This is a genomic window from Actinomadura flavalba DSM 45200 (assembly GCF_000374305.1).
GTDB classification, from domain to species: domain Bacteria; phylum Actinomycetota; class Actinomycetes; order Streptosporangiales; family Streptosporangiaceae; genus Spirillospora; species Spirillospora flavalba.
In genome coordinates this window covers 82152-103643 of record NZ_KB894093.1, presented here as the reverse complement: position 1 = coordinate 103643, position 21492 = coordinate 82152, and the positions used below count along the sequence as shown (strand labels likewise).

At 74.3% G+C, this 21492-nt stretch carries 21 protein-coding genes; 8 read left to right on the top strand and 13 right to left on the bottom strand.

Features of this window, described 5'->3' with window-relative positions; all coding sequences use genetic code 11:
* Positions 1-27 precede the first annotated feature (27 nt).
* Genes C229_RS0100480 through C229_RS0100470 form a run of 3 tightly spaced genes read left to right on the top strand, consistent with a single transcriptional unit; the run spans position 28 to position 3444 of the window.
* Positions 28-630 (top strand): TetR/AcrR family transcriptional regulator, encoded by a 603-nt coding sequence (locus C229_RS0100480; protein ID WP_018653115.1) that lies wholly within the window; start codon positions 28-30, stop codon positions 628-630.
* Positions 627-1970: an MFS transporter gene (locus C229_RS0100475; RefSeq protein ID WP_018653114.1), complete on the top strand. Its 1344-nt coding sequence runs from the start codon at positions 627-629 to the stop codon at positions 1968-1970. Before C229_RS0100480 ends, C229_RS0100475 begins: the two co-directional genes overlap by 4 nt.
* Positions 1957-3444 carry a pyridoxal phosphate-dependent decarboxylase family protein gene (locus C229_RS0100470; RefSeq protein WP_033423876.1) on the top strand — a complete coding sequence of 496 codons (1488 nt, stop codon included), beginning with the start codon at positions 1957-1959 and terminating at the stop codon, positions 3442-3444. The genes C229_RS0100475 and C229_RS0100470 overlap by 14 nt, the downstream gene beginning before the upstream one ends.
* Here C229_RS0100470 and C229_RS0100465 read toward each other — a convergent pair.
* On the bottom strand, positions 3383-5371 hold the full coding sequence (locus C229_RS0100465) for a hypothetical protein (RefSeq protein WP_240487030.1): 1989 nt from the start codon (positions 5369-5371) through the stop codon (positions 3383-3385). The genes C229_RS0100470 and C229_RS0100465 overlap by 62 nt on opposite strands.
* Before the next feature lie 219 nt (positions 5372-5590).
* Here C229_RS0100465 and C229_RS0100460 point away from each other — a divergent pair, with 219 nt between their 5' ends.
* A complete protein-coding gene (locus C229_RS0100460; protein ID WP_051108901.1) occupies positions 5591-6184 on the top strand; it encodes an RNA polymerase sigma factor in 594 nt (197 codons plus the stop codon).
* A gap of 3 nt (positions 6185-6187) precedes the next feature.
* Positions 6188-7126 (top strand): LCP family protein, encoded by a 939-nt coding sequence (locus C229_RS32425; RefSeq protein WP_018653110.1) that lies wholly within the window; start codon positions 6188-6190, stop codon positions 7124-7126.
* Here the strand turns inward: C229_RS32425 and C229_RS0100450 are convergent.
* Positions 7107-8285 (bottom strand): aminotransferase class V-fold PLP-dependent enzyme, encoded by a 1179-nt coding sequence (locus tag C229_RS0100450; RefSeq protein WP_018653109.1) that lies wholly within the window; start codon positions 8283-8285, stop codon positions 7107-7109. The genes C229_RS32425 and C229_RS0100450 overlap by 20 nt on opposite strands.
* 156 nt (positions 8286-8441) lie before the next feature.
* On the opposite strand from C229_RS0100450, the gene C229_RS0100445 reads away from it, so the two are divergent.
* Positions 8442-10319: an ABC transporter ATP-binding protein gene (locus C229_RS0100445; RefSeq protein WP_026313332.1), complete on the top strand. Its 1878-nt coding sequence runs from the start codon at positions 8442-8444 to the stop codon at positions 10317-10319.
* A gap of 60 nt (positions 10320-10379) precedes the next feature.
* Here the strand turns inward: C229_RS0100445 and C229_RS28910 are convergent, their stop codons facing one another.
* Positions 10380-11006, bottom strand: a complete 627-nt coding sequence (locus C229_RS28910) for a signal peptidase II (protein ID WP_018653107.1) — start codon at positions 11004-11006, stop codon at positions 10380-10382.
* 109 nt (positions 11007-11115) lie between these two features.
* Here C229_RS28910 and C229_RS0100435 point away from each other — a divergent pair, with 109 nt between their 5' ends.
* A complete protein-coding gene (locus tag C229_RS0100435; protein WP_018653106.1) occupies positions 11116-11370 on the top strand; it encodes a hypothetical protein in 255 nt (84 codons plus the stop codon).
* A 73-nt stretch (positions 11371-11443) separates the two neighbouring features.
* Here C229_RS0100435 and C229_RS0100430 read toward each other — a convergent pair whose 3' ends face one another.
* The 8 genes from C229_RS0100430 to C229_RS0100395 all read right to left on the bottom strand — a co-directional run bounded on the left by C229_RS0100430 (position 11444) and on the right by C229_RS0100395 (position 18983).
* Complete coding sequence (locus tag C229_RS0100430) at positions 11444-12586, bottom strand: RNA polymerase sigma factor (protein WP_018653105.1); 1143 nt, start codon at positions 12584-12586, stop codon at positions 11444-11446.
* Positions 12583-12990, bottom strand: a complete 408-nt coding sequence (locus C229_RS0100425; RefSeq protein WP_018653104.1) for a YciI family protein — start codon at positions 12988-12990, stop codon at positions 12583-12585. The genes C229_RS0100430 and C229_RS0100425 overlap by 4 nt, the downstream gene beginning before the upstream one ends.
* Positions 12991-13086: 96 nt before the next feature.
* Positions 13087-13533 carry a hypothetical protein gene (locus C229_RS0100420; protein ID WP_155884513.1) on the bottom strand — a complete coding sequence of 149 codons (447 nt, stop codon included), beginning with the start codon at positions 13531-13533 and terminating at the stop codon, positions 13087-13089.
* A gap of 9 nt (positions 13534-13542) precedes the next feature.
* Positions 13543-14388, bottom strand: a complete 846-nt coding sequence (locus tag C229_RS0100415; RefSeq protein WP_018653102.1) for an ROK family protein — start codon at positions 14386-14388, stop codon at positions 13543-13545.
* Positions 14385-15203, bottom strand: coding sequence for a carbohydrate ABC transporter permease (locus tag C229_RS0100410; RefSeq protein WP_018653101.1), 819 nt, complete (start codon positions 15201-15203; stop codon positions 14385-14387). Before C229_RS0100410 ends, C229_RS0100415 begins: the two co-directional genes overlap by 4 nt.
* Positions 15200-16102 (bottom strand): carbohydrate ABC transporter permease, encoded by a 903-nt coding sequence (locus C229_RS28905; protein WP_018653100.1) that lies wholly within the window; start codon positions 16100-16102, stop codon positions 15200-15202. The genes C229_RS0100410 and C229_RS28905 overlap by 4 nt, the downstream gene beginning before the upstream one ends.
* A gap of 1 nt (position 16103) precedes the next feature.
* Positions 16104-17351 carry an extracellular solute-binding protein gene (locus tag C229_RS0100400; protein ID WP_018653099.1) on the bottom strand — a complete coding sequence of 416 codons (1248 nt, stop codon included), beginning with the start codon at positions 17349-17351 and terminating at the stop codon, positions 16104-16106.
* Between the two features lie 372 nt (positions 17352-17723).
* Positions 17724-18983 (bottom strand): sensor histidine kinase, encoded by a 1260-nt coding sequence (locus tag C229_RS0100395; protein ID WP_018653098.1) that lies wholly within the window; start codon positions 18981-18983, stop codon positions 17724-17726.
* Positions 18984-19038: 55 nt separating this feature from the next.
* On the opposite strand from C229_RS0100395, the gene C229_RS0100390 reads away from it, so the two are divergent.
* The gene (locus tag C229_RS0100390; protein WP_018653097.1) at positions 19039-19731 is read left to right on the top strand and encodes a response regulator transcription factor; all 693 of its coding nucleotides are present in this window, start codon (positions 19039-19041) and stop codon (positions 19729-19731) included.
* 1 nt (position 19732) lies between these two features.
* Here the strand turns inward: C229_RS0100390 and C229_RS0100385 are convergent, their stop codons facing one another.
* On the bottom strand, positions 19733-19930 hold the full coding sequence (locus C229_RS0100385) for a hypothetical protein (RefSeq protein ID WP_026313331.1): 198 nt from the start codon (positions 19928-19930) through the stop codon (positions 19733-19735).
* Between the two features lie 85 nt (positions 19931-20015).
* Positions 20016-21380: a sensor histidine kinase gene (locus C229_RS0100380; protein WP_018653095.1), complete on the bottom strand. Its 1365-nt coding sequence runs from the start codon at positions 21378-21380 to the stop codon at positions 20016-20018.
* Positions 21381-21492 lie beyond the last annotated feature (112 nt).

Sequence of the window (21492 nt, the reverse complement as noted above, 5' to 3'; positions counted from 1 at the left end):
GCGCGCGGGCGCCGCTTACAGTGCGGCATGCCCGACGCCCCGGACGACGCTCCGGCCGCGCGCATCCTCGCCGCGGCGACCCGGCTGTTCGCCGCGCTCGGCTACGACGGCACCTCCACTCGGCAGATCGCGGACGCCGCCGGGCTGAACATCGCGACCGTCGCGTACCACGCGGGCGGCAAGCGTGATCTGTACCTGTCCGTCATGGAACGTGCCCACCGCCTGGAACGTGCCGTTCTGGAGGACGCGGTCGCGTCGTTCACGCCCGACGCCGCCGGAGTGCGCGCGCTGCTGGACGCCTACATCGACTTCTGCGTCGAGCATCCCGAGGTCCCCGCGCTGTGGGTGCACCGCTGGCAGTCCGACGCCGCCGACATCGCCGACCTGGAGCGCCGGTACGCGCGCCCGCTCATCGACCGCGCCGCCGCGGCCGTCCGCGCGGTCGCGCCGGACGCCGACGCCGAGTACGCGGTGATGACGGTCGTCTGGTCGACGCACGGCTTCTGCGCGGGCGGCGTCCCGGGGGCCGGTGGGCGGCGCGGGCCCGGGTCGCCGGGCGAGGTGCGACGGTTCCGCGCGCATCTGCACCGCGTCATCGCCCGCCTCCTCGACCTCCCGGACGCGCCGTGACCTCCCCCGAGCGGTTGTCGCGGCGGCGCCTGCTCGGCTACGGCGCCGGATCTGTGGGCACCGGCGTCTTCTCGGCCGTTCCGGGGCTTCTGCTGCTGTACTACCTGACCGACGTGCTCGGGGTGTCCGCCCTGGTCGCCGGGTTCGTGCTGGTCGTGCCGAAAGCCTGGGACGTCCTGCTCAACCCGGTCATCGGGGCGGTCAGCGACCGCGAGGCCGTCCGGACGGGCCGCCGCACCCGGCTGCTCGCGGTGGGCGCGTTCTCCCTGCCCGTGCTGTTCGCCGCGATGTTCGCGGTTCCCGGCGACTCGGAGGTGGTCGCGGCGCTCTGGGCGGGGACGGCCTTTCTGCTGGCCGCGAGCGCGTTCGCCTGTTTCCAGGTGCCCTATGTCGCGTTGCCCGCCGAGATCTCCCCGCACGCCGACCAGCGGGGACGCGCGATGGCCTGGCGCATCGTCGCGCTGACGATCGGCATCCTCCTCGCGGGCGGGCTCGCGCCCGTCCTGGTGGACGCCGCGGGCGGCGGGCGCGGCGGCTACCTGCTCATGGGGGCCGTCATCGGGCTCGTCATGGGCGCCGCGATGGTCGCGACCACCCTCGCGACGCGCTGGGTGCCGTCCCGGCCGGGCCCGCAGCCGCTCGGGCTCGCCGCCGCCTTCCGCACCGCGCGCGGGAACCGGCCCTTCTTCGCGCTGCTCGCCGCGTTCGCCGCGCAGTCCCTCGCCGTCGCCGTCATGCTCGCGGGCGCGCCCTACGCCGCCGCCTACCGGCTCGGCGGCTACGGCCTGACGTCGGTGATGTTCGTCTGCCTGGTCGGGCCGAGCGCCGTCGCCGTCCCGCTGTGGCGGGTGCTGGCCCGCCGGTTCGGGCACGTCCCCTGCTACGTCGCGGCCGTGACGCTGTTCGCGCTCGCCGCCGCCGCGCTGTACCCGGCCGTCGCGGGCGGCGCGCGCGGCGCCGCGCTCGCGCTGACCGCGCTCGTCGGCGTCTGCTACGCCGCCGTGCAGCTCCTGCCGCTGTCGCTGCTGCCCGAGACCGTCCGCGCCGACGCGCACCGCACCGGGCACGCCCAGTCCGGCGCGTTCACCGGCCTGTGGACGGCCGCCGAGACCGGCGCGATGGCGCTCGGGCCCGGCGTCTTCGCCGCGCTGCTCGCGGTGACCGCGTTCCGTTCCGCCGACCTGGAGACGCCCGTCCGGCAGCCGGACTCGGCGCTGACCGGGCTCACCGCCGGGTTCACGCTCGTCCCGGCCCTGCTGCTCGCGCTCAGCGTCGTCCCGCTGCTCGCCTACCACCGCCTCGCCGCGCGCGACCGGAAGGAATCCGATGTCCCTGGCTGAAACCGGCCGCCCGGTGGACGATCTGCTCGAACAGCTCACCCGGCTGCGGAACGGCGACCTGCCGGTGCGCGGCGGCAAGGTCACCGCCTACGTCTACGACACCGGCCGCGCCGACGTGCACGACGCGGCGGCCCGCGCCTACCTGGAGATGCTGGAGGTCAACTGCCTGGACCCGACGGCGTTCCCGAGCATCGTCGCGCTGGAACGCGACCTGGTCGCGGCCGTCGCGGGCCGGCTCGGCGGCGACGCGGCCACGCCCGGCGTCTTCACCAGCGGCGGCACCGAGTCGATCATGCTGGCGGTGAAGGCGGCGCGGGACGCGCGGCCGGTCGAGGGGCGGCCCGAGATCGTCGTGCCCTCGACGGCGCATCCGGCGTTCGCCAAGGCCGCGCACTACCTCGGGATGGACGTCCGGCACGTCCCGGTCGATCCCGCCACGTTCCGGGCCGACCCGGCGGCGATGGCCGCCGCGTTCACGCCGCGCACCGTACTCGTCGTGGCGTCGGCGCCGTCCTACCCGCACGGCGTGCTCGACCCCGTCGCGGAGATCGCCGCGCTCGCCGCCGGCGCGGGCCTGCTCTGCCACGTGGACGCGTGCGTCGGCGGCTGGGTGCTGCCGTGGCTGCGCGAGGCCGGACGCGACGTTCCGCCGTTCGACCTCGCGGTGCCCGGTGTGAGCTCTCTGTCCTGCGACCTCCACAAATACGGGTACGCGCCCAAAGGCGCCTCGGTCGTGCTGTTCACCGACGAGGCGCTGCGCCGCCGCGCGTACTTCGCGTCCGCCGCGTGGCCCGGCTACACCGTCATCAACGCCACCGTGCAGAGCAGCCGCAGCGCGGGCCCGCTCGGCGCCGCCTGGACGACGCTGCACGCCGTCGGCGCCGCCGGATACCGCGACCTGGCCGTCGCCGCGATGGACGCCGCCGACCGGCTCCGCGCGGGCGTCGCGGACATCCCCGGCCTGTACGTGCTGGGCGAGCCGGACGCGCCGCTGGTCGCGGTCGCGTCCGGCGACCCGGCGCTGAACGTCTTCACGATCGCGGACGCCGCCCGCGAGCAGGGCTGGTTCTTCCAGCCGCAGCTCTCCTATCAGGGCATCCCGGCGAACCTGCACTTCACCCTCACGGGTGTCAGCAAATCCGGGGTGGCGGCGATGCTGGACGCGCTGGCCACCGCCGCCGCGCACGCCCGCCGGACCGGCCCGCCCCCCGCGCCGGACGACCTGGTCGCGACGCTGCTCGCCCTCGACCTCGACACCCTCACCGACCGGGACTTCGCCGCCCTGCTCGACTCCGTCGGCCCCGGCGACGGCGGCGGCATGGCCACCGTCAACGCCGTCCTCGACGCCCTCCCGCCCGCGACCCGCGAAGCCCTCCTGATCCGCTTCCTCGCCGCCCTGTACTCCGGCGCCGTCAGCGGAGACGCAGGAGACGGTGCTGGAGGGACGGGCCGTCGAGCGGACGGGCCGGAGTGAGATCGACGCGGGACGGCCCGGCGCGCAGCACGCCGACCGTCGTGCCGGTGGCGGCGCGGTGCGGCGGGTCGCCGTCCGCCCGCACCGGGACCGTCAGGCCCGGCCAGCCGACGACCGTGACCGGCGCGGCGGCGCGCAGCGGGGTGCGCCCGCCGAGGCCGTCGTCCACCTGCGCGACGACCTCGCCCGCCGGGGCGAGCCGGGTCGCCGTCAGGGCCCGCTCGGCGCCGGTGACGAGCTGCTGCGCGACGGCCATCGCCGCCATGGCGCTCGTCGACCGCTGCCCCATGACCGCGCCGTACACGAGCGTGCTGACGCCGCCGACGCGGTGCCGGGCGGCGAACACGAAGTTCCCGCCCGCCCGGTCGGTGTAGCCGGTCTTGCCGCCGATGACGCCGAGCCGCCCGAGCAGGACGTTGCCGTTGTTCCTGGCCCCGGTGCCGTCCTCGGGGTCGAAGACGCGCTGCCCGACGATCCGCGCGAACGCCGGGACGCGCATCGCGGCGCGCAGCAGCAGCACCTGGTCGGCGGGTGTGCTGACGGTCGCGGCGTCGTACCCGGCCGGGTCGGTGTACGTCGTCGAGGTCATGCCGAGCTGCCGCGCGGCCTCGTTCATCTTCGCGACGAACGCGGGCACGTCGCCGCCGGAGTCCCAGCGGGCCAGCTCGACGGCCACGTCGTTCGCGGAGATGAGCAGCACCGACTCCAGCGCCTTGCGCTCGCTGAGCCGCTGCCCGGACGTGATGCCGAGCCGCGACTCGTCCCGCGCGACGCGTCCGGGCAGTTCGGAGACGCCCTCCTCGGACACGGCCCGCACCGGGCCGTCCTCGCCGTCGGCGAGGGGATGGTCGCGCAGGTACACGTAGGCGGTCATGACCTTGGCGACGCTGGCCGTGGGAATCGGCGTGCCCGCGCCGGACGACCCCATCGTGCCGAGCCCCTCGACGTGCACCGCCGCCTGCCCGGTGGACGGCCACGCCAGCGTGGGCGCCCTCCCCGCGAACGTGTGCGTCGCGGGCAGCGCCAGCCGCAGCCGGGGTTCGGGCACGGGCCGCAGCAACTGCCCGGCCACGGCCCCCGCGACGAGCAGCACCGCCACCAGCACGACGACGAACGGCCACCGCCGCCGCCTGCGACTCGCATCGTCCTCGTCCGCTTGCGGCGTTCCGCCGACCGGCGGGGCGTCGTCCACCGGCAGGGCCTCGCCCGCCCAGGGCGTCGCCCACTGCCCGGACGCCGACGCGGGCAGCGCGTCCCGCCCCAGCGTCGCCGTCACCGGATAGGCGGCTCCCTCGCTCACCCGCGCGAACTCCGCACCCCCGGCCCGGTGCCGCCCGGTCTCCCGTCGCGCGTCACCGTCCTCGGCACCCGCCCGGTCCGTGCCGGACGGCGCGCTTCGGGCGTACCGTCCGGCGGCAAGCTCCTCCGAGCTGTTCGGACGCGTCCGCGAAGCATCCGACGAAGATCCGGCTTCGGGCTGCTCGGCCACCGTCGATGCGGATTCCGGCGGCGCCGCCCTGTTCATGCCCGACGCCGTGGTCGTCCCGGCTTCGCCGGAAGCAGGCTCGTCCGTGCTGGTCGGGGGCGTGGAGGACGGCCTTGTGCTCTCTGCGGTGTCCTGTTGGGGGCGGGCCTCCCAGGTCGGGCCGGGGCCGGGTGGGGTGGTCAGGCGGGCGGCACGGGGGAGGGGCGCGTCGTCCGGACCGCCCGGCGAGGGCTCGGGGGACGGGGTGCTGTTCTCCGGGGGAGACTCCGCGCCGGGGGTCTCGGGAGCGGCCGGGAGGGGTTCGGGGCGCGTGCCGTGGGACGGGGCGGGGACGCGGCCGTCGAAGACGACGTCGTCCTCGGCCGGGCGGGCGTGGCGGCCACGGCGGAACTCGGTCGTGGGCGGGCGCGCGGTGGCGTCGTCGTCCCTGGAATCGCTCACGGCGTGATCCTCCCCGCCCGTCCTGCCCCATGGACCAGCGGTCGCCGCCGGACCCCCCGTGTCCTCAGAAGATGCGTAGCTTAACCGGAAAGCGCGCTTCGTTACGTACTAGTGATCATGTTTGTCGTCCGATGCGTGAACCCGCCCGGGGCCGAACGGCAATACATGTCCGTCATGCCGTCTACGAGAGGGTCGGCCTCCCATGCCATGGTCACCACGATGAGCGCCGCAGCCCCCGCCCGGGACGCCGCCCCCCGCGTCCCGACCGACGCCGAGCTGGTCCGCAGGTCGCGCACCGACCCCGAGGCGTTCGCCGTCCTGTTCGACCGCTACGCCGCCATGCTCTACCGCTACGTCTCCCGCCGCCTCGGCCCCGGCCCCGCCGAGGACGTCGTCGGCGAGACGTTCCTGGTCGCGTTCGGCCGCCGCGCCCGCTACGACCTGGCCCGCGATGACGCGCGCCCCTGGCTGTTCGGCATCGCGACCAGGCTCGTCGCCCGCCACCACCGCGACGAGGCCGCCCGCTACCGCGCCCTGCACCGCCTGCCCGCCGCCGCCGAGGCCGTCCCCGAGGACGCCGTGGACGACGCCCTCACCGCGCACGCCGCCCGTCCCGCCCTCGCCGCCGCGCTGGAGGACCTGCCGCGCCGCGACCGCGACGTGCTGCTCCTCATCGCCTGGGCCGACCTGTCCTACGCCGAGGCCGCGCAGGCGCTCGGCATCGCCGTCGGCACCGTCCGCTCCCGCCTGAACCGCGCCCGCCGCAAGGTCCGCGCCGCGCTCGGCGGCACCGACCCCACGAAGGAGGTCTGACCGATGCGCGACGACCTGACCCTGCTCCGCGACCTCGGCGCCGACCTCGAGCACGAGCCGCCCGCCACCCTGGCCCGGCAGCGCCACCGCCTCATCGAGGGCGCCCGCCCGCGCCGCCGGCTGCCGCTGCTCGCCGTCGTCACCGCCGCGTTCGTCGTGGCCGCGCTGGCGCTCGTCCCGGCGGTCCTGCGCACCGGGAACGACGAGCCCGCCGCCGCCCCCGCGAGCGCGCCGCTGACGGTCCTGCTGCTCGGCCTGGACGGCGGGCGCCGCGCCGACTCGATCGCGCTGGCCCGCGTCCCCGCCGACGGCTCGCCCGCCCAGGTCGTCAGCCTCCCGCGCGACCTGCGGCTCGGCGCGCGCCCCACGGAGGCGAAGTGCGGGACCTCCGACCGCCTTGGCGCCGTGGCCGGGTCCGGCCTCGACTGCGCCGTGCGCGCCGTCCAGCTGCTGACGAAGGTGCCGGTCGACCACGCGTTCGCGCTGGACTTCCGCGGGTTCCGCGCGCTGGTCGACTCCGTCGGGGGCGTGGACGTCACGGTGCCGCACGCGGTGGACGACCCGAAGTCCGGCCTGCGCCTCGCGGCGGGAACGCACCGGCTCGACGGCGAGCGGGCCCTCGCCTACGCCCGGACGCGCAGGGGGCTGGGCGACGGCGGCGACCTGGAGCGGATCGAGCGCCGGCACCGGCTGCTGGCCGCGCTCGCCGTCCGCGCGCAGGAGCGCGCGAAGAACCCGGTCCGGCTCGCCCGGCTCGCCGCCGCGTTCGCCGGTTCCGCGCAGATGACGGGAGGGCCGGGGGACGTCGAGCGCATCGCGAACACCCTGATGCGCTCCGGTCCCGACCGCGTCCGCTACTCCACCGCGCCGGTGGTGCCGGACGGGACCGGCCTCCGGCCCGCCTCCGGGTTCGCCGCCTGCTTCACGGCGTTCCAGCGGTGACCGGCAGCGCGTCCAGCAGCGTGTCCAGCTCGTCCTCGGAGTTGTAGTAGTGCACCGAGGCGCGGACCGCCTCCCGCACGGCGCCGGGGTCGTACCCGTGGCCGTGCGGGAGGGTCACGCTGACGTTGACGTCCTTGGCGCGCAGCGCCTCCTTGACGGCTCCGGGCTCCACCCCGTCCACGGTGAACGTGACGATCCCGGACGGTCGCGGCCCCCGGTCGAGCACGGTCACGCCGGGACGTTCGGCGAGCGCGGCGCGCAGCCGCGCGGCGAGCCCGGTGACGCGCTCCTCGATCGCCTCGATCCCGACGTCCGCCGCGTACCGGGCGGCGACGCCGAGCCCGATCTGCCCCGCCATGTTCCGCTCCCACGTCTCGAAGCGGCGCGCGTCGGGCCGGATCTCGTAGCCGCCGGTGGGGTGCCACGTCGCGGACATCGTGTCCAGGAAGGGCGGGACCAGCGTTCGCGCCACGTCGGCCCGCGCGTACAGGAACCCCGTGCCGCGCGGGCCGCGCAGGAACTTGCGCCCGGTCGCGGACAGCAGGTCGCAGCCGATCGCGCCGACGTCAACGCTGAGCTGCCCGACCGACTGGCACGCGTCCAGCAGGAACAGCACGCCCGCCTCGCGGCACAGCCGCCCGACCTCCGCGACCGGGTTGACGAGCCCGTTCGACGTCGGCACGTGGTTCAGCGAGACGAGCCGCGCGCCCGGCCGCGCCAGCGCCGCCGCGAGCGCGTCGAGCGAGACGAGCCCGTCCGGCCCGTCCGGGACGACCTCCACCCCGGCGCCGGTCGCGTCCGCGACCTGCCGGTAGGCGATGGCGTTGCTGGAGTACTCGCTGACCGTCGTCAGGATGCGGTCGCCGGGGGAGAAGGGGATCGCGTAGAAGGCGAGGTCGAAGGCGCGGGTGGCGTTCTCGACGTAGGCGATCTCGTCGGGACGGGCGCCGATGAGAGCGGCGACGGCGGGATAGAAGTCGTCCAGCGCGGCGGCGGCCGCCTCGGCCGCCTCGTAGCCGCCGATCGTGGACTCCAGCGCGAAGTGCCGGTTCACCGCGTCGATGACCGGCGCGGGCGGCAGCGCCGCACCGGCGTTGTTGAGGTGCGTGACGCGGGCGCATCCGGGGGTCTGCGCGCGGACCCGCGCCAGGTCGATCATGCGTCCTTCTCTTCCATGTTCCCAGCGTCCCCCGCCGGGGTCCGGAAAATGTCAGACCCCCCTGCGACGATCGTCACGCGTCACCCGGCTTGACCTCAAGTTAAGTACAGGTATCAGGCTGAGTGGCGAGAACCCGAACTGGACGGCGGTACGAGCATGAGCATGGAAGTCACCGCGTGGATGTCGCTGCACCACGCCATGAACGCCCAGGAGGGGCGCCCCTTCTCGCGGCGCACCCTCAAGCGCATGGGGGGCTTCGCGCGCCCGCACGCCCGGCCGCTCACCCTGTTCCTCATCGGCAGCGTCACGCTCGCCGTGCTGGCCGTCGCGACGCCCGTCCTGGCCGGACGCGTCGTCAACGCGATCACCACCGGCGCCGCCAACGACGTCGTCATCCGGCTCGCCGTGATCATCGCGGTGCTGGCCCTGCTGGAAGGCGGCTTCGGGCTCTTCAACCGGTGGTTGTCGGCCCGCATCGGCGAAGGGCTGATCCTCGACCTGCGCACCGCCGTGTTCGACCACGTCCAGCGGATGCCCGTCGCGTTCTTCACCCGCACCCGCACCGGCGCGCTCGTCAGCCGCCTCAACAACGACGTCATCGGCGCGCAGCGCGCGTTCAGCGACACGCTGTCCGGCGTCGTCAGCAACCTGGTGACGCTGCTGCTGACGTTCGCCGTCATGGTGACGATCTCCTGGCAGATCACGCTGCTCGCGCTGGTCCTGCTGCCGGTGTTCGTGCTGCCCGCGCGCCGCATGGGCAAGCGGCTGGCCCGGCTCGAACGCGAGGCCGCCGCGCACGACGCCGCGATGAGCACCCAGATGACCGAGCGCTTCTCCGCGCCCGGCGCCACCCTCGTCAAGCTGTTCGGCCGCCCCGACCGCGAGTCCGCCGAGTTCGCCGCGCGGGCCGGGCGCGTCCGCGACATCGGCGTCCGCACCGCGATGGTCCAGCACGTGTTCATCACCGCGCTGACCATGGTGTCGGCGCTGGCGCTCGCCCTCGTCTACGGGCTCGGCGGGTTCTTCTCGCTGCGCGGCCAGCTCGACGCGGGCGCCGTCGTCGCCCTCGCCCTGCTGCTCACCCGGCTGTACGCGCCGCTCACCGCGCTGGCCAGCGCCCGCGTCGAGATCATGAGCGCGCTGGTCAGCTTCGAGCGGGTCTTCGAGGTGCTCGACCTCAAGCCGCTCGTCGCCGAGAAGCCGCAGACGCGCCGCGTGCCCGACGGACCGGTCGGCGTCGAGTTCACCGACGTCACGTTCGCCTACCCGTCCGCCGACAAGGTGTCGCTGGCCTCCCTCGAAGAGGTCGCCACGCTCGACACGCGCGGCGGCGAGGACGTCCTGCACGACGTCTCGTTCCACGCCCGGCCCGGCCAGACGGTCGCGCTGGTGGGGTCGTCCGGCGCGGGCAAGTCCACGATCGCGCAGCTCCTCCCGCGCCTGTACGACGTCGACTCCGGCAGCGTGCGGCTCGGCGGGGTCGACGTCCGCGACCTGTCGTTCAGCGAGATCCGCGCGACGCTCGGCATGGTCACCCAGGACGGCCACCTGTTCCACGAGACCATCCGCGAGAACCTGCTGCTGGCCCGGCCCGAGGCCACCGAGGACGACCTGTGGGACGTCCTCGACCGCGCCCGCCTCGCCGGGCTGATCCGCTCCCTGCCGGACGGGCTCGACACGCTCGTCGGTGAGCGCGGCTACCGGCTGTCCGGCGGCGAGCGCCAGCGGCTCACCATCGCGCGGCTGCTGCTGGCCCGTCCCCGCGTCGTCATCCTCGACGAGGCCACGGCCCACCTCGACTCGACGTCGGAGGCCGCCGTCCAGGAGGCGCTGACCGAGGCCCTGGAGGGCCGCACCGCGATCATCATCGCGCACCGCCTCTCCACGATCCGCCAGGCCGACCAGATCCTCGTCCTGGAGGCGGGCCGCGTCGTGGAGCACGGCACCCACGACGAACTCCTGGCCCGCAACGGCCGCTACACCGAACTCCACACCACGCAGTTCGCCACCCAGGAGCCGAAGGCCCTGGTCTAGCCCGCCCCGGACGCGGCCCGATCCTCACGGAGGCAGGAACGGGCCGCGTCCACGGGGCGCCTAGCGGTCGTCGCCGGACACGTTCGGCGCCGGGGCGCGTTCGTTCTCGGGGACATCCGGTTCCGGGGTGCGTTCCTCGCCGGACGCGTCCGGTTTCGGGGTGCGGTCGTCGTGGGGGACGCCGAGGGCCGAGAGCAGGACGATCGCGGCGGCGGCGCCGACGATGGCGATGTCGGCGACGTTGCCGACGAAGAAGCCGTTGTAGTCGATGAAGTCGACGACGTGGCCGCGTCCGGGCCCCGGCGCGCGGAAGAGGCGGTCACCGAAGTGCGACGCGGCGCCGCCCAGCAGGACGCCGAGCGCGAGAACCCAGCGGAGCGACGTGAGGCGGCGGCCGAAGTACAGCAGGCCCGCCGTGGTGAGGCCGGTCGTGATCGTGAAGATCCAGGTGGAGTTCTCACCGAGGGAGAACGCGGCGCCCGGGTTGTAGACGAGGTGGAACGAGAAGAACGGCATCCCGTCGATCACCCGGCCGTCCGCGAGCGCCGACTCGGCCCAGTACTTGGACGCCTGGTCCAGCGCGCCCACGGCCAGCGCCACGACGACGAACCCCACGTACAACCCGCGCCGCGTCCGGGACGCGGCGTCCGTCCCGGTCTCCGGCCCGGCTTCGGCTTCGGCGGACACGCCGACCTCCCTCGTCACTGGTTCACCTGCACGTGACCGCGTACTCCGCGCCCACCACCCGTAGAACGCCGTTCACCCGCCGTTCGTGCCGCTCCGCGACGCTGATCTCATGCCACCGGCGAACGAAGACGACGCGGCCCGCCACACCCGCCTCCTCGGCCTCACCGCCATTCTCCTCGTGGGCCTGCCCCTGTGCGCCATCGGCTGGCTCGTCGGCCAGGCCGAAGGCGGCGCCGTCCGCCTCATCATCCTCGCCCTGACGGCCCTGGGCGCGGCGGCGTACATCCGCCTGACCCGCCGCCCGCGCCCCGCCCCCGCCACCCGGCCCCGCGACCCGGCGGACCACGACGTCCTGCCCTCCTGACGCGCCAGGGCATCGCCGCATTCCTCCTCCGCCTCGCGCCGCACGCACCCGGACGCCGCCCGCCTCGACACGCCTAGGGGCCGGTCGCGTTCAGGCGGGCGGCCTGGTGGGTGAGGTGGGTGCGTTCGGGGAGGGTCGCGGCCTGGTGGGCGGCCTCGGTGTAGAGGCGGGCCGCCGTGGCGCGGTCGCCCGCGCGTTCGTGCAGGTAGGCGGAGGCGGCGGTGTGGCGGGGGAGGGCCGGGTCGAGGGCGGCCAGCGCCGCCAGACCGGCGTGCGGGCCGTCGGCCTCGCCCACGGCGATGGCGCGGTTGAGCCGCGCGATCGGGTTGCCGGTCAGCCGGACCAGCTCGTCGTACCACTCGACGATCTGCGGCCAGTCCGTCTCGTCCGCCGTGGGGGCGTCGGCGTGCAGGGCGGCGACGGCGGCCTGCGCCTGGTACTCGCCGAGACGGTCGCGGGACAGGGCCGTCTGGAGGATCTCGACGCCCTCGGCGATCGCCCCGGTGTCCCAGCGGGTGCGGTCCTGCTCGGCCAGCGGGACGAGCCGTCCGTCCGGCGTCGTCCGCGCCGGACGGCGCGCGTGGTGCAGCAGCATCAGCGCCAGCAGCCCCGACGCCTCGGGATGGTCGACCGCCGCGGCGAGCTGCCGCGTCAGCCGGATCGCCTCGGCGGACAGGTCCACGTCGCCCGAGTAGCCCTCGTTGAAGACCAGGTACAGAACGCGCAGGACGGTCGCCACGTCGCCGGGACGGTCGAGCCGGACGCCCGACACGGTGCGTTTCGCCCGGCTGATGCGCTGCGCCATCGTCGCCTCCGGCACCAGGTAGGCCCCGGCGATCTGGCGGGTGCTCAGCCCCGCCACGGCGCGCAGCGTCAGCGCGACCGCCGACGACGGCGTCAGCGACGGATGGGCGCACAGGAAGTACAGCCACAGCGTGTCGTCCGCGCCGGACGCGGGGCCGGGCGGCGGCTCCCCGGCCGCGCGTTCCTCCCGGCGGACGCGGGCGGCGTCCGCGCGGGACGCGTCCACGAACCGGCGCCACGCGACCGTGATCAGCCAGCCCTTCGGGTCGTCGGGCGCGCCGTCCGGCCAGGTGCGGACCGCCTGGGCCAGGGCGTCCTGGACGGCGTCCTCGGCCGCCGCGAAGGGTGCTCCGCGACGGACGAGGACGCCGAGGACGTCCGGCGTGAGGCGCCGGAGCAGGGCCTCGTTCACTCGGTGACGGTCGGCGGCTCGGTCAGGAACGGACGCAGCTCCAGCCACTCGTGGATCGGGCGCCCGCCCGCGCCGGGCGCGGCCGACAGCTCCCCGGCCAGCTCCAGGGCCCGCTCGTACGAGTCGACGTCGATGATCATCCACCCGGCGATGAGGTCCTTGGTCTCGGCGAACGGCCCGTCGGTGACGGGCGGCTTGCCCTCGCCGCCGTACTGCACCCACGTCCCCTCGGGGGCGAGCGCCCGGCTGTCCACGTACTCGCCGCTCTGCTCCAGCCGCGCGGCGAAGTCGTTCATGTACGCGACGTGCGCGGTGATCTCCTCGGGCGTCCACCGTTCCATCGGGACGTCGTTGACGGAGGCCGGCGCACCCCGGTAGTGCTTCAGCAGCAGGTACTTGGCCATCGTGTCTCCTCGATGCTGGGGCGACCCCTTCCGGCCGCGCTCATGCCTGGGACGAAGCCGCCCCCGCATTCTCGACATCCCCCACAGAACCTTTTCTCAGTACCGATCTCCCCGATAGAACACCCCGACCCCACCCGCCCCCGCCCACGCGTCCCGATCGGAAACGACCAGGACGAGCGCATGCGTGTCGAAAGACGTCTCGTACACCAGGTCACCCGTGAGATCCGCGAAGTCGGCCCGGACGTTCGCCGACGCCGCCCGCCAGGGCGAACGCACCAGTCTCGCGCTCGCCGCCTCCTTCCGCATGCCCGCGCGGAACGTGATGTCGAGGAAGGGGGCGTCCCCGGAGTCGCAGCCGTCCAGCCTGTCCACGGACCGCACGCCGTCCAGGTGGGGCAGCGCGGCGCGTTCCAGCCTGTCCAGCGCCCGCCCGGCCCGTCCCTCGCAGAACGGATCGAGGGGTTCGCCCGCGCCGCAGGCCGCGCCACCGCCTGCCGTGAGGACGGCGCACAGCACGGCTGCGAGCCGGGAGGACCTTCGCATGGGAGGACTCTAGAGGCGGTGGGCGAGTAGGGCGGCGCCGTGGACGGCGGCGCGGGGGCCCAGGGGGGTGGTGGTGAGGGGTGGGGCGGGGCGGACGGTCAGGCGGGACGCCAGGCGGGTCGTGATCGGGACGGTGAGGGCGTCGGCGGCCTGGGCGACGCCGCCCGCCAGGACGATGCGGGACGGGTCCAGCAGGACGACGGCGTGCGCCAGCGCGTCGGCCAGGGCGTCCAGGGCCTCGGACCAGACGCGCGCCGCCGCCCGGTCGCCGCGCGCCGCGCGGGCGATCACCTCGGCCGCCGGGGCGCCGCCCCGGCGCTCCAGCGCCGCGCCCGACGCGTACGCCTCCAGGCAGCCCGCCGCGCCGCACGCGCACGGCTCGCCGCCCGGCCGGACGACGAGGTGCCCGAGTTCGCCGCTCCACCCGGCCGCGCCCGCGTAGGGCGCGCCGTCCAGCACGAGCGCGGCGGCGATGCCCGTCCCGATCGGGACGAACAGGAAGTCGCCCCCGCCCCGCTCCGCCTCGGCCAGCCCGCCCAGCCGGACGTCGTGCCCGACCGCGACCGGCAGCCCGAGCCGCGCGGCGGCCAGCGCCCGCAGCGGGACGTCGCGCCAGCCGAGGTTCACCGAGCGGACGGCCGTGCCGGACGCGTCGTCCACCAGGCCGGGCACCGCGAGCCCCACCGCCCGCACCCCGGGCACCGCCGCCGCCAGCTCCGCCGCGAGCGCCAGCACCCCCGCGACCGGATCGGCGCGCGGCGTCGGCCGGTCCAGCCGGAACAGCTCCGCGCCGGACGCCGACAGCACCGACCCCTTCATCGTGGTGCCGCCGACGTCCAGCGCGGCGACGGTCACTTCACCGAGCCCGCCGTCAGGCCGCTGACCAGGTACCGCTCGATGAACACGAACAGCACGACGACCGGCACGATCGAGATCAGCGACGCCGCGAACAGGAACTGCCAGTGCTCCTGGTATTGCGTCACGAACGAGGGGATGGCGACGGTCAGCGGGCGCCGGTTGTCGGACACCGAGACGGTCAGCGCGACGATGTACTCGTTCCACGCCGCGATGAACGTGTAGACGACGGCCGTCACGAGCCCCGGCAGCGACACCGGCAGCGTCACGCGCGTGAGCGCGCCGAGCCGTCCCGCGCCGTCCAGGAACGCCGCCTCCTCCAGTTCGCGCGGGATGGCGGAGAAGTACCCGTGCAGAATCCAGACGCAGAACGGCAGGTTGAACGCCGCGTTGACCAGGATGAGCGCTTCGAGGGTGTCGGTCAGGTTCAGGGCGACCATCTCCCGGTACACGCCGATGACGAGCGCGGTCGGCGCGAACATCTGCGTCACCAGGACCAGCAGCAGGAACGCGCCGCGCAGCCGGAACCGGTTGCGCGCCGTGTAGTACGCGGCGGGCAGCGCGCACGCCAGCGTCAGCAGCGTCGACGCGCCCGCCACCGTGATCGACACCTGGAGGTGGGTGGCCAGCGGCGACGCCGACCACACCTCGGTGAAGTTCGACCACCGGAACGACGTCGGCAGGTACGTGCCGGGGGAGCGGGTCAGCTCCGGCTCGGGCGTCAGCGCGGTCAGCGTCATCTGCGCGTACGGCAGCAGGAACGCCAGCGCGACGAGCCACGCGAGCCCCGCGACGGCGACGGTCCGGGCTCTCATCGGGCCTCCCGGGTGACGCGCAGGTACAGCAGGACCATGACCAGGACGAGCCCGAAGTTCACCACGGCCATCGCCGCCGACTGGCCGACGTCCTGCTCCACGAACGCGATCTTGTACATGTACGTCGTCGTGGTGTCGGTGGCGTTGCCGGGCCCGCCCCGCGTCATCGCCCAGATGATCGGGAACGAGTTGAAGACGTTGATCACATTGATGATCGACGCGATGATCAGCGCGGGCCGCAGCATCGGCAGCGTGATCCGCACGTACGTCGTGAACCACCCGGCGCCGTCCACCCGCGCCGCCTCGTAGACGTCCCGCGGGATCGCCTGCAACCCGGCCAGGATCACGAACGACGCGAACGGCAGCGACACGAACACCGCGACCGTCATCATCCAGAACAGCGCCCACCCCGGCTCGGCCAGCCAGTTGACCGGCGCGTCCAGGACGCCGAGGTCGAGCAGGACGCGGTTCACCAGCCCGGAGTCGTTGTCGAGCATCCACCGGAAGATCAGCGCCGTCATCAGCACCGACGCCGCCCACGGCACGATGACCGCCCACCGGACGACCCGCCGCCCCGGGAACCGCGCGTTCAGGAGCTGCCCGAGCCCGAGCGCCAGCAGCATCGTGACGCCGACGACCCCGCCGACCCACAGCAGCGTCCGCAGCAGCACGGGCACCAGCGCCTCGGAGGTGAACAGCTCGCGGTAGTTGCCGGCCCCGGCGCCGCCGAGCGTCAGCCCCGACGAGCTGATCCGCAGGAACGACGTGCGGACCATCTCCACGGCGGGCCACAGCACGACGGCGGCGATGAGCACCAGCGACGGCCCGAGCCACAGCAGCGGGGCGAGCCGGGAGGCGGCGGGACGCGCCGCCCCCCGGCGCGGCGGAGAAGCGGCCAACTCAGCCGGCCTTCTCGGCCGTCTGCTGGATCTTCTCCAGCACCGTCTTCGGCTCCTGCGAGGCGACGGCCGACCCGAGGTCGGTCTTCACCGCGCCCGCGACGGCCGACCACGACGGGTTCGTCGTCGGCGCGAACTTCGACGTCGGCAGCGCGTCCACGAACTGCTTCATGTACGGGTCGGACGAGAGCGCGTCCCCGGCCGACTTGGTGACCGGGAGGAAGCCCTCCAGCTTGAGGAATTCCGAGGTCTTTTCGGCCTGGTAGAAGAAGTCCAGGAAGCGCTTCACGGCCTCCCGGTTCTTGTCGCCGTCTTTCTTGAACGCGGCGAGCACGTCCATGACGCCGAGCGTGTTGTGCTCGGCGCCGCTCTTGCTGGGCAGCGGCGCGACCTTGAACTTGAGGTTCTTGTTGACGGGGTCGATGAACCCGGCGCGGGTGAACGGCCCGCCGATGGCCATGCCGATGCGGCCCTGGGCGAACTGGTTGAAGACCTTCTTGCGGTCGGTGGCCTCGGGGTTGGGCTGGGTGAGGCCGGACTTGGTGAGGTCGCGCAGGAAGTTCAGCGTCGCGAGGTTCGCGGGCTGGTCGATGGCCCACTTGCCGGAGCCGTCGACCCAGCCGCCGCCGTTGTTCATGGCCCAGGAGTAGAACTCGGCCTGGGCCTCCTCGGGCCCGAGCGGCAGGCCGTAGCCGATGTCGCCCTTGGCCTTGATCTTCTGCGCGGCGTTCTTCACGTCGTCCCACGTCTTGGGCGCGCCGTTGATACCGGCCTTGGCGAACAGGTCCTCGTTGTAGAAGAGGAGGCGGGCGCTGGAGATGAACGGCAGCCCGTACTGCTCGCCCTTGTACTTGGCCTGCTCGACGAACGTCGGCGTGAAGTCCGTGAGCACCTGCGGCGAGACCACCTCGGACGCCTTGTAGATCAGGCCGTCGCGGGCGAAGTCGGAGAACGCGTTGTAGTTGAGGACGTCGGGGACCTGCTTCGTCTGGACGTAGGTCTTGACCTTGGAGTCCATGGTCTCCCAGTCGACCATCTCCAGCTTCACCTTGTAGCCGGAGTTCTTGGCCTCGAAGTCCTTGATGAGGCGTTCCCAGAAGGGCTTGGTGTTGTCGTCGTAGATCGCGGCGACGAACCGGATCGTCTTGCCGTCGTCGTCACCGGCGGACGAGCTGCCCTTGCCGCATCCGCTCGCGGTGAGGACGGCCGCGAGGCCGACCGCGAGGGCCGTCCGGAGGGGTCGTTTCATCTGATCTCCGCCTTTGCGATGTCCAGGTCGGGATGCGCGTTCGTGCGCGCTGGGGCGGGCGTTCGAGCACCAGTGCACGCGGCCACGAACATAAGAGGGCGCCCGAACCGGGTACAAGACCGGTTTCGGTCGCGAGTCTCAACCGTTATGTCACAGCCCGTCGCCGGGAGCGCGCTCCGGCGGCGTGTCGGGCGGAAGGTTAGAGCGTCGCTAACCTTGCGCTGATCGGGGACTTATCCGGTGTCGTTTACCGTGGCCGCACGGGCCGCCGCGTCTCTCCCGGCTGCTCTTCTGGGGTTGGGGAGCCGGGCGGGAAGCGGCGGCCCGCCGTGCGGAGCGGTGGGCCCGGCTCGGGGGCTCGGCGCCCACCGCTCACGTCGCGGGCAGCAGCAGCGTGAAGATCGGCGGCGCGGGCCGCCGCAGCACCAGCCGTCCGCCCTCGGCCTCGGCCAGCGTCCGGGCCAGCGCGAGCCCGATGCCGTGCCCGTTGCCGCCGCCCGCGCGGCGCGCGAAGATCTCGTCCTCGCGGCCGGTGATGCCCGGTCCCCGGTCGGCGACGTCGAACGCCAGCCCGCCGCCGATGTCGCTGGCCTCCACGGTGATCGGCCCGGCGCCGTGCTCGACCGCGTTGTCCACCAGCACGTCGAGGATCTGCCGGACGGCCGACGTCTTCACGTGCACGACGGGCAGCGTCCCGTGCACCGCCGTGGTCAGGTCCACGCCCTCCCAGCGGGCGTTCAGGTCGTCCAGCAGCGCCGGGACGTCCAGCGGGGCGCGGTCGGGCCCGGCGTCGCGGGCGAGCAGCAGCAGCTCGTCGATGATGTCGCGCATCCGCTCGCCCCGCCGGACGGCGTTGCGCGCGGCGTCGCGCAGGTCGGCGCCGGGCCGTTCCAGCGCGGCCTCCAGCCCGAGCAGCAGCCCGGTGAGCGGGGTGCGGAGCTGGTGCGAGACGTCGGCGCTGAACGCGCGCTCCCGCTCCAGCATCGAGCCGAGCCGCCGCGCCGTCACCTCCAGCGCGCGCCCGGCCTCGTCGGCCTCGCGCAGCCCGGACCGGTCGGCGCGGACGGTGAAGTCCCCGTCGCCGAGCGCCTGCGCGGCCAGCGTCAGCCGCTCCAGCGGGCGCGCCAGCCGCCGCGACTGGCGGCGCGCGACGAACGCGGCCATGCCGAGGATGACGAGCGCGCACGCGACCATGACCGTCCACGCCCGGGTGGTGCGGGCCGCGATGACGCGTTTGGGCAGCGCCACCCGGACGACGTCGCCGTTGCCCGGCCCGCCCGGGATCGGCGCGGTGACGGCCAGCGACCCGGCCTCGTCGGCCTGGTGCGAGCGCCCGTCGACGGTGGCGGCGGCGACGGCCGACCGCGCCGGGCCCGCCCCCGACGCGCGCACCCCGCCGGGCCGGTAGATGCCGACCGTCATGGCCCGCCCGACGTGCACGCGCCGCGCGGTGAGCCCGCCCGCCGCGACGCGGGCGGCGTCCCGCTCCAGCGTCGCGACGGCCTGCGCCCGGTACAGCTCCCGTGCGCCGACGGCGAGCGGAATGGTCAGCAGCACCACGGCGACGGCCGTGATGCCGGTGATCGTGAGCAGCAGGCGCCGCCGCAGCGGGGCCCCGGGGGAGCCTGTCACGCTGGTGATTCTAGGTGAGCGCGGTGTTAACCCGCTGGTCGCTAAGGTGTCCGGTATGAGCGGGGAGCGCCTGCTCGTCGTGGAGGACGACGAGGTCATCGGCACCGAACTGGCCGAGGCGCTGACGGCGCAGGGCTACGCGGCCGAGTGGGCGCCCGACGGCGCCGACGCGCTGGAGCGCGCCGCCGCGCGGCCGCCCGCGCTCGTCCTGCTCGACCTCGGGCTCCCCGACATCGACGGCGTCTCGCTGTGCCGCAAGCTGCGCACCCGGCTGCCCGACGCGGTCATCGTGGTGCTGACGGCCCGCACCCGCGAGTTCGAGGTCGTCGTCGCGCTCGACGCGGGCGCCGACGACTACCTCACCAAGCCGTTCCGGCTGACGGAGCTGATGGCGCGGCTGCGCGCGCACCTGCGGCGCAGCAACGCCGCCCGCGCCGACGAGCGGTTCCTGTCGCGCGGGCGGCTCAGCCTCGATCTCGCGGCCCGCCGCGCGGCGTTCGACGGGACGGAGATCGGGCTGCGGCCGAAGGAGTTCGACCTGCTGGCGTGCCTGGTCGCGGGCGCGGGCGAGGTCGTCACCCGCGAGACGCTGATCGACCGGGTCTGGGACGAGAACTGGTTCGGCCCCACCAAGACCCTGGACGTGCACATCTCGGCGCTGCGGCGCAAGCTCGCCGAGCACGGCGCCGGACCGGGCGTCATCACGACGCTGCGCGGTCTCGGCTACCGCTACGAGCCGGGCGGCTAGCTCACTCGCTGGGCTTCGGGGTGTTGCACTTCACCTTGGGGTTGACGCCCATGTAGTTGAGCGGTCCCGCGACGATGGTGAGGCCGAGCGTGGCGAGGCTGGCGCAGCTCTCCTGGCGCTCGTTGAAGTAGCCGCGCTGTCCTGCGGCGATGCCTCCGATGACGAGCCAGATGACGAGGACCACTGATCCGAGGCGCATGGCGACTCCTGGGGCGAGACGACGGTCGACGACAATATGTCCCATAAATTCGGAAGTATTCGATCTCGTTCCCATCACGGACTGCTCACGCCGGTAGAAGAAGGACGAACCGGGCGCCCGGTCGTCCGTCCACGCGGTCCTCCACGTCGAGCGAACCCCGGTGCGCGACCGCGATGTCCCGCGCGACCGTGAGCCGCAGCGCGGTGCCGCCCGCGTCGCGGTGCCCGGCCCCCGCCAGCCGCGTCGAGCGCTCGCGCACCTGCTCGCGCTCGATGGCCGTGGGGCCCGGCCCGTCGTCGATGACCTCCACCATCGCGTACCCGCCGGGCAGCCGCCGGATGTCCAGCCGGACCTCGGTGCGCGCGTGCCGGTCGGCGTTGTCGATGAGGTTGGTGAACAGCCGCGCGAGCTGCTCGCGGGAACCGTGCACGATCACCGGATCGCCGTCGGGCACGACGACCTGCGTGGTGTGCGGGCGGCGCAGCACCTCCTCGTCGGCCAGCCGGCGCAGGTCGACGGGCTCGGCGGGGCCCTTGTCGGCGGCCTCCAGCCGGGCCAGCGCGAGCAGGTCCTCCACGACGCCCTGCAACCGGTCGGCGCTGCGCAGCGACGCCGTCAGGCTCTCCTTCAGGTCGCCGTCGGCGTCCTGCAAGGCCAGCTCCAGCTCGGTGCGCAGCCCCGCGAGAGGGCTGCGCAGCTCGTGCGAGACGTCGGAGACGAAGCTGCGCTGCCGCGCCACCGCCCCCTCCAGCCGGTCCAGCGTGGCGTTGACCGTCTCGGCGAGGCGGCCGATCTCCTCGTACTCCGACGAGACGGACACGCGCCGCTGGAGGTCGGTCGCGGTGATCTCGTCCAGGTCGCTGCGGATCTGCTCCACCGGACGCAGCGTCCGGCCCGCCGACCGCCAGGTGCCCAGGCCGACGAGCCCGACGACGAACGGAATCCACAGCGAGCTGAGCAGCGCCTCGGCGGGACGGGGGAACAGGCCGGTGGACGGCATCAGCGCGTACGCGAGCCATGACCCCTCCGCGGTGTAGGTGCGGATCACCGCGATCTGCACGCATTCGTCGCCGGGCGTGTTGACGGTGCAGCTTGAGCCGTCGCGGCGGTCGTCCTCGGGATCGGGGGGCGCGAACGCGACCGGCGGGCGGCCCACCATGGCGTCGCTGGCGGCGGCCACCTGCCCGGCCGGGTCGATGATCTGGAGCCGCGCGCCGGGATCGGCGACCAGGTGCCCGTCGCGCGGGAGGTTCCGCGTCTGGATCACCGCGACGAGCCGCCGCGCCTCGCGGCCCAGCTCGCGTTCGCGGACCCCGACCTCCTGCCGCTGGATCAGCAGCAGGATGAGCGCGTAGACGGCCAGGGACAGCAGCAGCGTGATGAGGACCGTCGTCAGCGTGAGGCGCCGCCGGATGCTCGGCCGCCGCCGGCCGCCGGGTCGGCGCGTCACGGGCCACCTCGCGGGATCGGTTCCAGGTGCCCGGAGACCTTCCCCCGCAACGGCAAACGCCCGGCGTCGCGCGGGTCAAGGATTGACGCGCCGCGCGGCGCCGGGCGCCGTG

Excerpts from the sequence above, each read along its gene's own strand:
- C229_RS0100480 (WP_018653115.1), top strand. The coding sequence starts at position 28 with ATGCCCGACGCCCCGGACGACGCTCCGGCCGCGCGCATCCTCGCCGCG.
- C229_RS0100470 (WP_033423876.1), top strand. The coding sequence starts at position 1,957 with ATGTCCCTGGCTGAAACCGGCCGCCCGGTGGACGATCTGCTCGAACAG.
- C229_RS0100460 (WP_051108901.1), top strand. The coding sequence starts at position 5,591 with ATGAGCGCCGCAGCCCCCGCCCGGGACGCCGCCCCCCGCGTCCCGACC.
- C229_RS32425 (WP_018653110.1), top strand. The coding sequence starts at position 6,188 with ATGCGCGACGACCTGACCCTGCTCCGCGACCTCGGCGCCGACCTCGAG.
- C229_RS0100450 (WP_018653109.1), bottom strand. The coding sequence starts at position 8,285 with ATGATCGACCTGGCGCGGGTCCGCGCGCAGACCCCCGGATGCGCCCGC.
- C229_RS0100445 (WP_026313332.1), top strand. The coding sequence starts at position 8,442 with ATGAGCATGGAAGTCACCGCGTGGATGTCGCTGCACCACGCCATGAAC.
- C229_RS0100435 (WP_018653106.1), top strand. The coding sequence starts at position 11,116 with ATGCCACCGGCGAACGAAGACGACGCGGCCCGCCACACCCGCCTCCTC.
- C229_RS0100425 (WP_018653104.1), bottom strand. The coding sequence starts at position 12,990 with ATGGCCAAGTACCTGCTGCTGAAGCACTACCGGGGTGCGCCGGCCTCC.
- C229_RS0100420 (WP_155884513.1), bottom strand. The coding sequence starts at position 13,533 with ATGCGAAGGTCCTCCCGGCTCGCAGCCGTGCTGTGCGCCGTCCTCACG.
- C229_RS0100410 (WP_018653101.1), bottom strand. The coding sequence starts at position 15,203 with ATGAGAGCCCGGACCGTCGCCGTCGCGGGGCTCGCGTGGCTCGTCGCG.
- C229_RS0100400 (WP_018653099.1), bottom strand. The coding sequence starts at position 17,351 with ATGAAACGACCCCTCCGGACGGCCCTCGCGGTCGGCCTCGCGGCCGTC.
- C229_RS0100390 (WP_018653097.1), top strand. The coding sequence starts at position 19,039 with ATGAGCGGGGAGCGCCTGCTCGTCGTGGAGGACGACGAGGTCATCGGC.
- C229_RS0100385 (WP_026313331.1), bottom strand. The coding sequence starts at position 19,930 with ATGCGCCTCGGATCAGTGGTCCTCGTCATCTGGCTCGTCATCGGAGGC.